The 14,418-nt window shown below is 37.6% G+C and carries 18 protein-coding genes and 1 pseudogene; 2 read left to right on the top strand and 17 right to left on the bottom strand.

Going from position 1 to position 14,418, the window contains the following annotated elements:
- Positions 1-18: 18 nt before the first annotated feature.
- The 17 genes and pseudogenes from ED622_RS13080 to ED622_RS12995 form a co-directional block, all read right to left on the bottom strand.
- Positions 19-900 carry a DMT family transporter gene (locus ED622_RS13080; RefSeq protein ID WP_254052631.1) on the bottom strand — a complete coding sequence of 294 codons (882 nt, stop codon included), beginning with the start codon at positions 898-900 and terminating at the stop codon, positions 19-21.
- A 77-nt stretch (positions 901-977) separates the two neighbouring features.
- Positions 978-1,508: a GNAT family N-acetyltransferase gene (locus ED622_RS13075; RefSeq protein WP_122034696.1), complete on the bottom strand. Its 531-nt coding sequence runs from the start codon at positions 1,506-1,508 to the stop codon at positions 978-980.
- A complete protein-coding gene (locus ED622_RS13070) occupies positions 1,505-1,774 on the bottom strand; it encodes a DUF1778 domain-containing protein (protein WP_122034694.1) in 270 nt (89 codons plus the stop codon). Before ED622_RS13070 ends, ED622_RS13075 begins: the two co-directional genes overlap by 4 nt.
- A gap of 598 nt (positions 1,775-2,372) precedes the next feature.
- Positions 2,373-3,350 (bottom strand): hypothetical protein, encoded by a 978-nt coding sequence (locus ED622_RS13065; RefSeq protein ID WP_254052630.1) that lies wholly within the window; start codon positions 3,348-3,350, stop codon positions 2,373-2,375.
- 176 nt (positions 3,351-3,526) lie between these two features.
- Complete coding sequence (locus tag ED622_RS13060; RefSeq protein WP_122034691.1) at positions 3,527-3,985, bottom strand: hypothetical protein; 459 nt, start codon at positions 3,983-3,985, stop codon at positions 3,527-3,529.
- A gap of 149 nt (positions 3,986-4,134) precedes the next feature.
- The gene (locus ED622_RS13050; protein ID WP_122034687.1) at positions 4,135-5,580 is read right to left on the bottom strand and encodes a HEPN domain-containing protein; all 1,446 of its coding nucleotides are present in this window, start codon (positions 5,578-5,580) and stop codon (positions 4,135-4,137) included.
- Positions 5,581-5,772: 192 nt separating this feature from the next.
- Entirely contained in the window at positions 5,773-7,626 is a 1,854-nt protein-coding gene (locus ED622_RS13040; RefSeq protein ID WP_122034684.1) for a retron Ec67 family RNA-directed DNA polymerase/endonuclease, read from the bottom strand.
- A gap of 636 nt (positions 7,627-8,262) precedes the next feature.
- Entirely contained in the window at positions 8,263-8,463 is a 201-nt protein-coding gene (locus ED622_RS13035; protein WP_122034682.1) for a hypothetical protein, read from the bottom strand.
- Positions 8,464-9,228 carry a GNAT family N-acetyltransferase gene (locus ED622_RS13030; RefSeq protein ID WP_122034680.1) on the bottom strand — a complete coding sequence of 255 codons (765 nt, stop codon included), beginning with the start codon at positions 9,226-9,228 and terminating at the stop codon, positions 8,464-8,466.
- A 52-nt stretch (positions 9,229-9,280) separates the two neighbouring features.
- A complete protein-coding gene (locus ED622_RS13025; protein ID WP_122034678.1) occupies positions 9,281-9,877 on the bottom strand; it encodes a glutathione S-transferase family protein in 597 nt (198 codons plus the stop codon).
- A gap of 203 nt (positions 9,878-10,080) precedes the next feature.
- On the bottom strand, positions 10,081-10,572 hold the full coding sequence (locus ED622_RS20115) for a type II secretion system protein (protein WP_122034676.1): 492 nt from the start codon (positions 10,570-10,572) through the stop codon (positions 10,081-10,083).
- 244 nt (positions 10,573-10,816) lie between these two features.
- On the bottom strand, positions 10,817-11,599 hold the full coding sequence (locus tag ED622_RS13015) for an aminoglycoside phosphotransferase family protein (protein WP_122034674.1): 783 nt from the start codon (positions 11,597-11,599) through the stop codon (positions 10,817-10,819).
- Positions 11,600-11,625: 26 nt separating this feature from the next.
- Entirely contained in the window at positions 11,626-11,808 is a 183-nt protein-coding gene (locus tag ED622_RS19990; RefSeq protein ID WP_216822089.1) for a hypothetical protein, read from the bottom strand.
- Positions 11,803-11,966 (bottom strand): annotated as a pseudogene (locus ED622_RS13010) (transcriptional regulator); the annotation flags it as partial. The pseudogene ED622_RS13010 and the gene ED622_RS19990, both read right to left, overlap by 6 nt.
- 35 nt (positions 11,967-12,001) lie before the next feature.
- A complete protein-coding gene (locus ED622_RS13005; RefSeq protein WP_122034672.1) occupies positions 12,002-12,454 on the bottom strand; it encodes an NUDIX pyrophosphatase in 453 nt (150 codons plus the stop codon).
- A gap of 21 nt (positions 12,455-12,475) precedes the next feature.
- Entirely contained in the window at positions 12,476-12,808 is a 333-nt protein-coding gene (locus ED622_RS13000) for a YnfA family protein (RefSeq protein ID WP_045102021.1), read from the bottom strand.
- A gap of 77 nt (positions 12,809-12,885) precedes the next feature.
- A complete protein-coding gene (locus ED622_RS12995; RefSeq protein ID WP_122034671.1) occupies positions 12,886-13,287 on the bottom strand; it encodes a hypothetical protein in 402 nt (133 codons plus the stop codon).
- A 237-nt stretch (positions 13,288-13,524) separates the two neighbouring features.
- On the opposite strand from ED622_RS12995, the gene ED622_RS12990 reads away from it, so the two are divergent.
- On the top strand, positions 13,525-13,797 hold the full coding sequence (locus ED622_RS12990; RefSeq protein WP_122034669.1) for a DUF1778 domain-containing protein: 273 nt from the start codon (positions 13,525-13,527) through the stop codon (positions 13,795-13,797).
- Positions 13,794-14,300, top strand: a complete 507-nt coding sequence (locus ED622_RS12985; protein WP_122034667.1) for a GNAT family N-acetyltransferase — start codon at positions 13,794-13,796, stop codon at positions 14,298-14,300. Before ED622_RS12990 ends, ED622_RS12985 begins: the two co-directional genes overlap by 4 nt.
- Positions 14,301-14,418 lie beyond the last annotated feature (118 nt).

Raw genomic sequence — 14,418 nt, 5'->3', positions numbered from 1 at the left:
ACCGTGTTGATATGATTATTACGCTCGATTATGTGCAAATTTCCAGCGACCGACCAGCACAGTTAAGATCCCACCAAGGACAAGTAAGCATGCTATAACTAGCCGAAAACTAATTGATTCTGAGACAAATATAACCCCACCGATTGCTGCTATAACGGGAACCGATAATTGAACAACGGCGGCCTCTATTTCTGATAAACCACCTAATGCGACATACCAAACTGTATAACCTAACGCTGACGCGAAAGCACCTGAAAGAATCGCTAATACCACCCCATAAAATGAAATCTCCATCATTGGGAAGGTAATGGCAATCAAACATAAAACTAAAGGAATTGTATATTTAAAATTAAGCGCACTATCTCCCATAGGATCAACCGACCCACGACCAGACAATGTGTATAATCCCCATGCAATACCTGACAATCCCATTAAAACAAAACCTGAGAAGCTAGGTGTCGTCAGTGTCGGATAAACTAAATAAGCAAGGCCACTAAAAGAGATAGCAATGCCTAGCCACTCCGAGACATGTAATTTATTTCCCTTCACTATACTGGTGATTATCATTGTAAGTTGAACAGCACCAAATAAAACAAGCGCGCCCATCCCTGTTTCCAATGATATATACGCAAATGAAAAGGTTATCGCATAGAGAAATAGCATAAAACCTGTTTTCCAGTGACTGCCTTTCTTTTCAGAAATACTGGGGAATGATTTAGCTTTGAAACGAAACAAAATGAAAAACATGAGAACGCCAGATAAAAGACGTATCGCAGTAAAGCTTGATGCATCAATGGCATCATCTTTCAGTGCTATTCTGCATAGTACCGAATTTGCAGCAAACGCCATTAATGCAGCAATGGTATATCCCATCGTTTGAATGTTTTTTATATTTATCACCTATCTTAATCTCTTTGGCATATCAAATTATGGTTAGACGATTTATTTAACGTCTGAAAACACACTAGCTAATACGTCTAAGTAAATAACTGACCGACTGTTTTCATTGATATAAACATTCTTACACGACCGTTGATTTCACAAAGAACCTCGAAACCATATTTTGCGTAGAATGACTCCGCTTGTTCAGTTAAACAATCAACCACAATGGCATAAGCTCTCATGTGAGAGTTAATTTCCCAAAGATATTCGAGAGCTTTGATTAAACTAACTTTACCTAGCCCACCTCCATGAAATTCTTTATGAACCGCCAGTTGAGCTAAAAGGAAAACAGGAACTGGATAGCGTGGTAATTTTTTAGCCATCGCTTGTGGCAACGTATCACGGCTAATCGAACTTGGCGCAATACTATAAAACGAACAAATTGGATATTTTTGATTTGGTAGAGGCAGAGAAGCAGGCAAAACCATAGTGCGGCTAATACCTGCTTGCATATGTTTAGCGGCTTGAGTTTGGATAAAATCGTTTAACTCTTTTTCCCCACAGTCAAATGATGTTCTATCGTGCTGTGATTTATCCAATTCTTTGAAAGTTTTGGAGTAACTCACTTAAACTCACCACTTTTAGTAAATGCAGCGGCTTCAAGTAATGCATTATTCGGAGCCTTAGCCTCGTCACAAGCTGCCATGAATTGGTCAAATACATTTGCTTCAACAGTGATGCTTTCATGCTCAGAAATTACCTGAGTTGAATCTTCATCCATTAGACGAACAACATATTCAGTTAAGCTTTTTAAACCAAGTAAAGCTGAAGCTTTCTCAGCCTTAGCTTTGATTTCTGCATCCAAACGGATATCAAGTCTTGCAGTAGCCATAAAACCTCCAATCGTACGGAGTAATTCCGTAATTAACCTGAGTATAAGATTTAAACAACCAAAGCGCAATTTGTACAGAGCTAGTACGGGATTTTTAATGCCACGTGTGCTGAATCAACCTTAAACAGATTGTTGAACTTTATGAACACCCTTAAGTTCTTGCTGCTCATCTTGCAGCATGTACTGCCTAAAAGCTTGCAACAAGTACTTATTCAATTACTCATGCTTGGCATTTTTTATCAAATGCCACCAAGCATTATTCCCATCCGAGCCAAAGCAATACGAACCTGCCCTCGTTGTCTGCATGACATGGAGTGCGTGGGCATAACGCGACCGAGATAGCCGAAAGGCAAACATAATAAGGATAATGGCTAAAGTTAAACCAGAGGAGAAACAACAAATAAGACGATTTTAAAAATAGCTAACCCATTGATAAAATTACTATCGTAATCTTATCTTGGCCTCACTCGCCTTGAGAAAAGACTCAAGGCGATGCACCTACCAAGCTAGATCGTACAATTTACTATAAAGAAGTGGCTACGGGCTTGTTCAACACCCGGAATTTAACGCTGGCTGCGCAGCGCTTAATCCTTATTTGTTAGCCCTTTGACCTACGAGTTATAACATTTGGCATCTGAAAAGTGGTACCGTCACCTCGCGAATGATGGAAGAACCCCCAGCGCTGTGCAGGATCGAGAATGTCGACTTTACTAATATGATGATCATTTAGTTTAACAGAATCAGAATATAAATTAAAACCCAATTCATCTGTATTTATTTCAACAACCAAAGCGGAAAAGTCTAGATCGTAACAACTTTCCAAGATCTTGTGGTTAGCGTTAGGAAAATTGTCTTTGTAGATTGCATTGAATTTAGGTTGAAAGTATCTAATTAACCCTGCTTCTACTAAACATATTTGTTGATGTTCAGTTAGAGGGTTACTCATGATACTTCTAAATCGATCAATATCTCGGTGATCTGTAATTGCATCCTTAGCTCTTGGATCCATATGGCTGAGCACCCTATATGGCATATACTCAAACGTCAGTACGAACACTTCACTATCAGGGTCTTCGTACTGTGCTTGAGCGAGGATCTTTTGCAGTGTAGAGTGACTTTTGAGTCTATCAAAAGCACTTCTTGAACCATCACCAAATGCTTGCCCTACATACAAAACTTCAAGGTTACGCAACTCTTCATTTCGATAGTGTAATCCTAGCCCCATAGCAACTGTTGAAGCAGGCATATATCGAACTTCTTCACCAGAGTCATTGAAAGTAGAGAACTCTCGGTGAGGATATTTGCTTAAACCCACCTCTGTTGCGCCATCAAGCAATGGAAACGGTATTGAAAACTCTAGCTCACTTACGACCCCCTCGATTCTGTAATTTATATGTCCTGATACATTGCCATCTTCATAACAGAAAGTATGTTTTGAGAACGATAAGATTGGACGCTTACAAATAAGGTATATATGGGAATTATTTGCGACTTTTTGCTCTTCTGCTCCCATAGTACCACCAGACATCAACTGACTGACAGGAGTCATCAACCAACGTGAAGTGCATAAATTCACTGCAAATTCAGACAAATAAAACTTTTTGGGACTTGCCACTTAATAATCCTCGTAAACTTGGGGCTAACGCCTGCTTAAGGGGTGAGTGAATGTGTGCTATGTTTGAGCGAAGCGAGTTCGGCATGCGTTTACGAATCCCACTTAAAACACTTGTTATATTTCAAGTTTTACCTGAACTACATTTTAGCTTTCAACTGATTGATCGACTCATCAATCAATGTCTCCAAACGATCCCAATCTTCTTTGTGGAATGGAAAGCCAGAAGAAATGCCAACCAACAGATCTAAAGTAGTCGTTACTTTTGATTTAACTTTCCCATCAAGTTTTTCTGCTAACTCATGTAGCTTGTTAGCTTCTTGGTAAAGGTCGATATTTATCGCAATAGACTTCGCATTACTAGTGTCGTATTGGTATTGTGTGAAGCCATCTTGAACAATCTTTTGCACATTATAATAGCGATACTTTTTAACTACCAACTGCACTGTTTTCATACGATTATAAGTTCGTTCCACTGCCAATTCGCGCTCTATTCGGCTTCTGATGATTGGAGGGAAAACACCTAATCCTAACGCTACAAGAGCAGCGATAGCTGTCGATATAGCTGAGAGAGCATTCCAATTAATAGTCCATTCCACTCTAAATTTTGCTCCGAATCTGATTTGAAATATAACGCCCTGTTAAGGTGTGAGCAACGCAATACCGAAGCCACCGCATACCACCTTAAACACTAAACGCAACGCATAGTAAAAATGCCACGCGTTGCGAATCACTCTTAAACAGTTTGTTAGATTTTTTGTATTAGTTCGATATTTTCCTGACTGATGAAAAATGATTCACTTACATACCTAATCATTTCTTCGATTGAGCTAAATTCCTGTACTGCGATTGATATTTCCTCTACTTCACTATACAACACCGACTCAACGCTATTCACACGATAACTGCCTTCAGTTTCTTCAAAGTAAATAACACACTTTCTGTTTACCAAACGTTCTAGTATTGAGCGAGTCTGAATACTAGCCAAGTCTAGTTTTTCTTTCATATTTAACAATTCTGATGATGGGTATGATTCCATTCCATGCACAAGTCTATTTCGAAAAACTCGTGCTTCATGAATGTCTTCAATCAATGCAGTAGGCACTATTTTAGTTTTAGCCAAATATCTAAGCAACTCGACTGGTGGTTGCTTAAGCCCTTTTAAAAAATGATTCTTACTTGTTACTTTTTTAAACTTATCAAAGCTTGATAAAAAGCTGTAAATATCTTCTAAAAAACGTTCCAGCAAGTTCCACTCTAATATAAAGTTTGCAAAAGCATCGTTAATATTAGCCACAACATTTTCAGCTACAATATCTTGTTCATCTTCTGGAACATCTACACTATCTAGCTTATCGACTGCAGTTTGCAGAATTTTTTCTACTTCCTCAATTAACTCTACAATACGGGTAAACTTCGCTTTATTAACGATTGCATTGTGTGCAATCATACACCTTAAGTCATATAATTCTTGCCAGCGTTTGGACAGAAAAGTATCTTCACAATCAACCTCTGAGTAAAAATATCGCTGCCAATTTGATCGAGGAACGAATTCTTTCAAGTCATCAAGGTTTAAATCCTCAAGGACAGTAGCCTTACGAATCATCAAATGTAATTCACTATCCTTTTTTCTAGTGTATGGTTTGAATAAAAAGTCGGAGAGATGCTTAAAATCAACTTGGTACATCGCATTCATATAGCCATTTTTCTTTCTCTTACTATTATCAATAGCTACTTTAAACTCATTTGGAGACGCTTCTTGAACATAACTACTACCAATTTTCCTAATCATAAAATTAGTAATTAGCTTTCTAAGAAGATTCTCTACCCTGTGAATATATGGGTATGCTTTATTTGCGTAGTATGTTGACACGTCATCAACTAAGGTTTCAGGAGCTCCACCTGCCTTTGAGATAAGACTTCTTATCTCCCTTTGAAGCTCAACAAATAAATCTAATGACTCTTCTCCAGAGTTCATAATTAAGGAAATCTGAAAGAACCTCTGCTCTTTACCTTCAACATCATCACATATTAAGTTGTAAGATACTTCTAGTTCTTTTTTATACTTTAACTTTTTCGACGTGATTGTTATATCTGAATTAGATTGGAGCAGTTGGTTAAAAGATTTTGTGTTGTTACAAAATCCTCCATCCTTTTTAAGGACAATTAACTGCTCTACTTTAAACTCTTCCACTTATTTTCCTTCTAAATTAAAAACACCCAACTTGGGATAGAAATCTAACGCCCTGTTAAGGTGTGAGCAACGCAATACCGAAGCTTCCGCATACAGCCTTAAACACAAAACGCAACGCATAGCAAAAACACCAAGCGTTGCGAATCACTCTTAAACAGATTGTTAAGTGGCTATTCCGCATTTTGCAGAAAGCTACCTCAGAGAGTCATAATGATTAATCACTTTTACAATAGAGTTTAAAAGAGGCTTTAACCCATTAAAATCTATTTTCGTTTTGTTTTCTTTGACTATATGTGTAGCAAATGCATCTTTGCTCAAATCACTTTTTGAGTCCCGTTTCTTTACAGTGTTGAAACACTTACCATTAGGGTGTTTCATTAAACGCGTTTTATCATCAAAGAAATACTCTATATCTGTCTCTCCGCCATCTTTGGCTAACGGTGTAAAAACAACATATAGGTTTTTGATAACATGTATAAATTCAGACTTTCGAATATCCTCCTTCTTATCAAGAGAAGATGGAAACAATTCGATTTTTTTCTGAAAGTTTTTTAACTTCAACAAATTCACCACTTGTTGAGGTCCTTCATCGTTATCTAAAAAGACAATAACTGGATGTTTAGGTGTTATGGCCTCGTAGAGCTTCATGTTCTTTTCGAACGAATCCACAAAACCTCGGAGGTAATCAGCCCCTCCGAATAACTCTAACAAAAAACGGCTTCGCTTTGAGTACTCGACAAAACGTACTAAAAGCTCATACTTATCCCCTTTACGGTGTGCTAATTGAGGATAATCTTTACTTAACTCACTGATTGCAGACTTTAAGTAAACATTATCAGTCTTACCTTCACATAAGATAGTAGGTTTCTCGTTTCCACAGAAAAGTCGATAATATAAGAAACTACTAAAAGTTTTTTCCCGACCCGAAAGTATGGCCTTAGTATTTTTCCCAACTTTAGTATGTGTGTAATCGGTACTTAAAGGTGTTTTTTGTCTCATCCGGTTATAGTGATCAACTTGATCAATAAAGTTTAACTGCCCTTCAAGCTCATTGAGGTTACCGTCAATTTCACTCCCGTCTTTTATAGTTGTAAACTTACCTGTTTTAAATAGCTGATTGCATTTCGCCCGCGCTAATCGCCAATATTCTTGTTTCACATTAGGTTTTTTATTTACTACCAGGCCTGTTACATCTTGTCTGGAGTTCTTATATTGAATTCTAGTTTTACTAGAATTTATAGAAAACCCTGAACGTCTTATCTCACTCTTTAACAATCTACCTGGCACATAACCAATTTCATTTTGTTTCATTATTTGAGGAGGAAACTCAGATTTCCTAGTTGAAAATGTTATATCGTCAGCGTACCTCGTATAAGTACATTTATATTTCTTGGCTAACGAGGCTAACCGTATATCTAGGGTATGTGAAATAAGGTTAGTTATTACAGGAGAGCATGGGCTGCCTTGAGGCAGTTTGTTATCAAAGCAGGCTATTTGAGCTATTACTGTTGCAATATGTGGGTCAAGATTGAAGTTGGCATTTTTTATAAAAAAACCACGAACACGTCCAAAATTGAAACTATCAAAAAAACTTTCTAAATCAATATTTAGGACGTTCTTTTTTCCGACATGCATCATAGCATTCGTAAGGATTGAACGCTCTCTTACAAAACCGTGAGATAACGAAGGTTGCTTTACTTGCACATTGGGAATCTTTATCTTAAGAACTTCAGCAACATAGTCTGGATCACCATTTTTTCGAAGTTTCGGTTTAGACCATTGTGAATCTGGATATTTTTCCGCATTAATTTCATCAATGCAGTCTAATAGTAATATTGACAGATTTTTTTGAAGGCTCTTAAGTTCCTCAGAAGGTGCATTTATAAGTCTTTCACCGCCTGATTTCTTCGGAATAGAAAACTGGTGATATTGGTTCTCTGGCTTGTTGATATATAAGCAGCGAGTAAGAAAAGCTGTATCAATACCCAATACTTTGGCAAATTCAGGTTTTGTTGATGCTGACTTTAGACGCTTTAATCTTGACATTAATTACCCCTAATTAGTGGCTTATGGGCACTCCTACGCACTATATATCCTATATATACCTGTATGATATACTATATAAGGCAATCCGAACGGACCATTTCTTCACTGATCGCGAAACGCGAACTAAAAATCTGCCCATAAGCCGAACGGCATTCTAGATCAGTTATGAAACATAATCAATATAAAACTCCAGAAAAACTCAACTAGCCACTTAACGCTCTTTCTACGACACAATGTCTTATAGTTCACCTATAACATTTGTCACTAGTTATTCTACTAGGGCATCTAGCCTTTCTCTAAAACCCCCATAAATCAACACCATAAACTATGCCGTGTAGTCACTGTACTCATGTTATACGACAACATGTCGCTTTATGCCGTTAGTTCAGGCGTAAACCATTTATTTACCTTACGTACATCATACTCTTTCTGAGATAGGTTTCATGGGGGTTTTTCTTATTTTCGTTTAAGTTCTATTTTTTGCTAAAACTCAAATTATTGATAATATTAATTATTGGTGGTGGTTTTTCTCTTCTTCCAACCATTAGATACAAAAAAACCGATCAAATTACCCTGCTCGGTTTTTGAATATCGTATAAAAAAGAATAAATAGATATTGGCTAGACTTCAAAGCGGCTAATTCATTATCAACGTAAAGTATGGAGCATGATCTACCCGCTCCCAATATACGTCTAAGCTGCTTTTATTAAAGCTAAATTGACCGTTGTCATTTGGAGACCAGCCCATATATTCAGGCATATCATAAATATAATATGGGAACAGATTCTCAAGAATATGGCGAAATTCAGCGTTAATTTTTACTAGAAATACTTCCATTTAAGCCTCTAGAGTATATGGCGTTGTTTTCGCAACAAATTGAAAACCATACTTTTCTACAATTGGCTTACTCATATCAGACGCATCAATAATTAAATACTGGATATCACGCTTGATAGCATCATTCATTCGCTGATGCAAAAGAGTCGAATAATAGCCCTTGCCACGGTGCTCTTTAAGTGTACTGCCACCCCAGATCCCTGCAAATGGACTATTGGGCGTATAAACAATCCACCCAGACGCAACGGGTAAATCATTTTCATAAATGACATAGATTGTTAAATCATCAGGGGCTGATTTTTTCGCATTAATAAGTTGAGCTAATTGGCCACTAAAATCGCCGCCCCATACTTGCTCTTGGACAGAAATCGCATCCTTTATTCCTTGTTCGTCACTCACCTCGACACATGCATCGTTATCAACATCTATCATAGAGAGCTCATCTAAACTAAGCGCCATAAAGGATTCTGACTCACCCTTTTCAAACCCATGGGATATCAATTTTTTATCAATTGAAGATGGTAAATCTGTATCGTAAACCTTCCATTCAAAAGCTAGATCACGCTGTGCAAAATACGCTTTTTCTCTTTCGATAACACTGCCTACATTTTCATCATTTAGGTCAAAGAATGATATAAAACTGCCATATTGGTTATCAGAAACAAATTTAACTACCTCAGAAGTGACCACTTTTGTATAGCCACCGAGAGTGTTTCCTTTTCGTTCGTATTCATTATAAATACGAGTAACTTCCTGTATGTTCATATTTTCCTCGAAACAGTTAATTGCTCATTATCCTTGCTTTGTTAACTCTCAATTACGCCATACCAACGTACCCTGATGTTAATTGAATACGGCGACACCAATCTTGAATTGCTGGATAACGAGTTAAATTAAAACCACCCTCATCGGCAACATGGCTATAAGCATAAAGAGAAATATCAGCAATGGTCATTTCATTGCCAACTAAATACTTAGTTTGGGTTAATTGATTTTCCATTAATTGAAGCGCTTTATGTCCCCCCTTTTGAAGTGAAAGATACTCGTCTTCCCTTTCTTTAGGCATACCTAAGTATTTTTGAATAAAACGAGCGACCGCAATGAAAGGCTCATGGCTATATTGTTCGAAGAATAACCACTCATACATCTTGGCTTTCAAATAGGTATCTGTTGGTAGGAATACCGTGTTCTCAGAAAAATACCCTAAGATGGCATTCGATTCACACAGATAACGACCATCATCCAATTCTACTGCTGGGATTTTTCCATTGGGGTATTTAGATAGGAATTCAGCGGTTTTTGTTTCACCATCTAAAATATTCACATGAATCCACTCATGCTCAATATTTAAAAAGGATAATAACATCTTAACTTTTAAACAGTTTCCGGATTGTAGGTCACCATACACTTTCATTTACGTCCTCCTTGACGATTTTATTTAACGCCTGCAAACGCACTAGCCAGTATGCAGATTAGACCTAAACTTATCACTTAAACACGATAAACCCAAAGAAACCTTGAATCACGAATGTAGTAAATCGTGTTGATGAACAAGCAATTGTCTCTGCGACTTCAACTAGTAACCAAGTTTCAGGATAGAAGCCTCGGTATTATGAGTTAACAATCTCGGTAATATTTAGTGATCTTTAAGTCACCGTAAGCGAGTTGGTTATTAGCACCAAAATTACCAAAACTTCTTGAAATCATAACAAAGCATTGCTCCGTTCTCGATTTACTAAAATCGACATTCTCCCCCAAGCCAATCATTAGTAGTGGAATATTATTACCCATAAAATTTTCCATTGAATAGCCTGTCGTATTCATCGCATTTTTTACATTATCGGCTTTTAAACTGATATAACCACGGTTCACGTACACATCCGTTCCGGGTAATAAAACGTCACCATCGCTATCATCAACTCCCGTAATGGCCGCTTTGCTCACTGCTATGTTATCTGCCGTATGAAACTGTGCAATAAAACCATCCAATGCAGCGATACGTGCATCTGATTGTGAATTGAGAAATTTAGGTGCGGCAACGACTGAAAGAATACCAAGAAGAACGATTACGACGACGAGCTCTATTAGAGTAAAACCACTGCTTTTCATTATTTACCTAGCGAATAATTCTGACTTATTTATTATTTATAAAACATAACATATTTGATAAGTTCGATCAGGCACAGAAAGTAATAATTCACAAAATGAATGTTGATTGCCTTTTTATTCACCAGTAAATATAGAGATCTGAGAAAACAGCTATCATTGGTTGCATTAGAAAAGTGGTTGTAACTCTAAATTCGATGTGAGAGGTGAAGATATGCGGAATGAAAAGCACCAAGCGTTGTTATAATCACTTTTTACCAACCAATACATCGGTAATATACTGCTTATTTTCACTCAAATATTGGATATCTGCTAGATACGCTAAATGATGACCATCTCTGATATTTTCGATAAAAGCTTGATTGCCATTACTTACTTCATTATGCATATGGTCAACCAACGCTTGACCTCTCTCTGTCATTGCTTTAACTAAAGCCAAACGATCAACGTCAAGCAAACCATAAGCATCACAAAACTGCTTAGCTCGTATAGATTGAGATCCTAAATTCCCCATTGCATCGTATTCATTGGTTTTGAAAGGAGCCCAACAATACACGGCATAAGCGATATCCCAAACTCTCGGCGCTGGATGCGCAGTATCAAAATCGATAATACCCACGGCTTCTAAGCCAATCAGAGCAACATTGTATGGCGCGTAGTCTCCATGACAGATAACTTCCATGGGCTCTCTACTAGGGAGCATCCACTCTAGTGACTCAACCGAATGATTTAATAGAAACGAACTCGATGCATCGTGGTATAAACGAAGAAGTTTAGCAGCCGAAGTTAATGCTTCAGTCGTGGCAATATTACCTTTTAGCGGATAATTGAAAACGTCTCCTTCGACATAAGATAAGATTTCATTATCTTTGTCATCAAAACCGTAAGGCTTAGGGGCTGCATTAAAGCCATTCTCGGTAATATGGGACAACAAACTATGTATCGTTTTAGACCACTTACCACGTGGTCGATAAACCTTGTGTTCAGAGCGAAAAACCTGCCCTTCACGCCCACCTTGAAGTTCTTCCATGAATTTCCTTATGAGTGATTTATTTGTTAGGCTTTTATCGACTTAACCATTTGAAGGTCATTTAGAATAGTGCCATCAAGATGTTCTTTACCAACTCGATTATTGGTTATATTTTCAACGTTCTTAAATACTAAATCACAATCTTTCGACGTTAATTCAACTTGTAGCTTCCGAAATAATTTCCAATCTTTCTCTGAGACAGATGACATATTGAATTGCTCCCGAATACTGACGATTTCCTCTGGTGAGACATTTAGCTCACTGAGTCATTTACTTGGTGAGTTTTGAGAGTAACTTTACCCTCTGAATGCTCTTTAGCTTCAACAAGAGCTGAACTTAACGCTGAAAATAGATCACGATTGCTCATTACGCCATTCCTCCATAAAAGATTTTAATTGTTTATTAGTCAACATCTACCCGATAAAGCGCATTGACTGGCTTTTCTACAAAATACGACCACACATGCTTAAACACTGCGTGTTGATTTGGAAATGGGGCCAACTCTAGCGCGTCTTCTAAACTACACCACTTATATTCTGTATGTTCTTCATTTAGTGTCACCTTTTGCTCTGGTGGGCACATCACAACGAAAACAGGGATAAGCTGAATTACATTCACACTCGCTTCATAAAACTGCTCTAAAAACTGAGCGTTGTATAGATTTGAGACTTCAATTTGAGTCTCTTCCTTAAACTCACGAACGATAGCATCAATGCCGGTTTCATCTTCTTCAATTGAGCCTGCGACATGACACCAAAAGCCACCTTTTACTCTTTTCATGAGTAGCATTTTCACTTCGCCATCAATTTTAGATAATGCCACACCTGACACTATTGATGTATTTAATGGGATCATAATTACCCTCTTGAATTATTGTTATGTGGTTCTTGGAGCGAACATTATGATTGCCATTCCTAGTATCGCTACTGAAGCTCCTACAATATCCCATAAGCTAGGACGAATGCCATCTACGACCCACAACCATAAAATTGCGACAAAAATATAGACACCACCGTAAGCGGCATAAACCCTACCAGCAGCTGTCGGATGTAAAGACAATAACCATGCAAATAGAGCAAGACAGAAAGCTGCAGGCACCAATAACCAAATCGATTTATCTTCTTTTAACCAAAGGTATGGCAAATAGCAGCCCAATATTTCTGCAATAGCGGTTACAAAGAAAAGCCCTATTGTTTTGATTTCTAGCAACTTAAACTCCTATTTTTCTGCAACCGAACAACGCCTTCATAACACGTTTGCTACCATGTAGATTATCATTTAAATTGTTAGGTAGAGACTTCCGCTTCTACCCGATAACTTTCCAATTTACTACGAACCAAATTTGATAAGTTCAAATACCGGTCAGCTCCATTCTTTGGTGGTTTATCTGGTCTTTCAAATGAAGAAGGTTCTTTTAGTTCTTCACTTTCCCAGAATTGATCGCCAGTTGAATCAAGTAGAGTACCATCGGGTAACTCGTTTGAGTAATGAAAGCCAACTTGCTCTTCACGCAAAAATACCTTCCATAGAACTAGCTTTCCGCCAAAATAGTCGTTAATTATGAGCGCAGATATTCCACATTGCCCACGACTTGGATTAGATTGAGTCCAGTTTTCTGGTTCCTCAGTGCTTTCTAAAGACCAGCTATCCTGAAGAGCTTTTAATACATCACTTATACTTGGTTTCATATGCTCTACTTGAAACTCCTTAGTTACCTAACGCCTGCATAACACGTTTACTACTATACAATCATACTTGAAATTGACGCCTTAAAACGAGAAACCCTAGACAACCTGAGATGCCGAGTATAGTAAAACGTGTTGATGCATTTTTTAACTGCGTGCCAAAATGACACAAACCTTGTTAGCATAGAATAATTAAACTACAATTTACTTGTGCCACTTTGACACTGAATGGAGATTATTATGGCTACTGCATTACCTCGTATTACAGCACGTGTAGATATTGAGACACAAGAACTACTGTCTCAAGCTGCGGCTATTGCCGGTATGTCTAGCATTAACTCATTTGTGCTTAGTGCGGCTATAGAAAAAGCTAAAACTATTATGGAACGTGAACGTGCCTTACAACTAAGTCAGCAAGATGCTATGAGTTTAATGACTGCGTTAGACCAACCAGCCAACCCAAATAGCAAGTTACAAAAAGCTGCTTCACGTTATATGAATAAAACTCAATAATGAATACTGTCCAATTAGAAAAAGCTAAACATGACCGAAACCGTTTTGATTGTGGCATTACCGCACTCAACAATTACTTGAAAGTGATGGCTAGCCAACAATCTAAGAAAGACAATACGCGTACCTTTGTTCTTGAAGATAAACAATGTCCTAAGCACATTATTGGTTATTACACATTAACCATGACTCCGATTGATATTCAGGATTTACCACCTAAATTACAGAAGAAAAATTACAGTGTAACTTCTGGTGGTTTAATTGCTCGCTTAGCCGTTGACCATAGATACAAAGGCCAAGGTTTCGGTGAATGGCTTTTGATTGATGCGCTTAGAAAACTATTAATGGCAAGTGAAACCGTCGCCTTCCCTGTTGTCATAGTTGACGCAAAAGATGGAGCTGAATCTTTCTATGAAAAATACGGTTTTACTGCGTTCAAAGACGCTGATAACAAACTGTTTATTACAATTGCAGACATTAGAGCCAGTATCGGTGAATTAATTTAAACCGAGAACCAGTTAACGAGACTATAGGATTTATCCCTCGCCCATTCTCAACCAAGATCCTATCCACATTTCATCATAATAGAAGCTTGAATACACCAATAAGTAATCTCCCTGAGCT

It is taken from the genome of Aliivibrio sp. EL58, from assembly GCF_900312675.1.
GTDB lineage: Bacteria > Pseudomonadota > Gammaproteobacteria > Enterobacterales > Vibrionaceae > Aliivibrio.
The sequence above is the reverse complement of the archived record's forward strand: the minus strand, read 5'-3'. Positions and strand labels throughout refer to the sequence as shown.

Coding starts and splice junctions, on each gene's coding strand:
- ED622_RS13070 (WP_122034694.1), bottom strand. CDS start 1,774: ATGGCTACTGCAAGACTTGATATCCGTTTGGATGCAGAAATCAAAGCT.
- ED622_RS13040 (WP_122034684.1), bottom strand. CDS start 7,626: ATGTCAAGATTAAAGCGTCTAAAGTCAGCATCAACAAAACCTGAATTT.
- ED622_RS13035 (WP_122034682.1), bottom strand. CDS start 8,463: ATGGAAGTATTTCTAGTAAAAATTAACGCTGAATTTCGCCATATTCTT.
- ED622_RS13030 (WP_122034680.1), bottom strand. CDS start 9,228: ATGAACATACAGGAAGTTACTCGTATTTATAATGAATACGAACGAAAA.
- ED622_RS13025 (WP_122034678.1), bottom strand. CDS start 9,877: ATGAAAGTGTATGGTGACCTACAATCCGGAAACTGTTTAAAAGTTAAG.
- ED622_RS20115 (WP_122034676.1), bottom strand. CDS start 10,572: ATGAAAAGCAGTGGTTTTACTCTAATAGAGCTCGTCGTCGTAATCGTT.
- ED622_RS13015 (WP_122034674.1), bottom strand. CDS start 11,599: ATGGAAGAACTTCAAGGTGGGCGTGAAGGGCAGGTTTTTCGCTCTGAA.
- ED622_RS19990 (WP_216822089.1), bottom strand. CDS start 11,808: ATGTCATCTGTCTCAGAGAAAGATTGGAAATTATTTCGGAAGCTACAA.
- ED622_RS13005 (WP_122034672.1), bottom strand. CDS start 12,454: ATGATCCCATTAAATACATCAATAGTGTCAGGTGTGGCATTATCTAAA.
- ED622_RS12995 (WP_122034671.1), bottom strand. CDS start 13,287: ATGAAACCAAGTATAAGTGATGTATTAAAAGCTCTTCAGGATAGCTGG.
- ED622_RS12990 (WP_122034669.1), top strand. CDS start 13,525: ATGGCTACTGCATTACCTCGTATTACAGCACGTGTAGATATTGAGACA.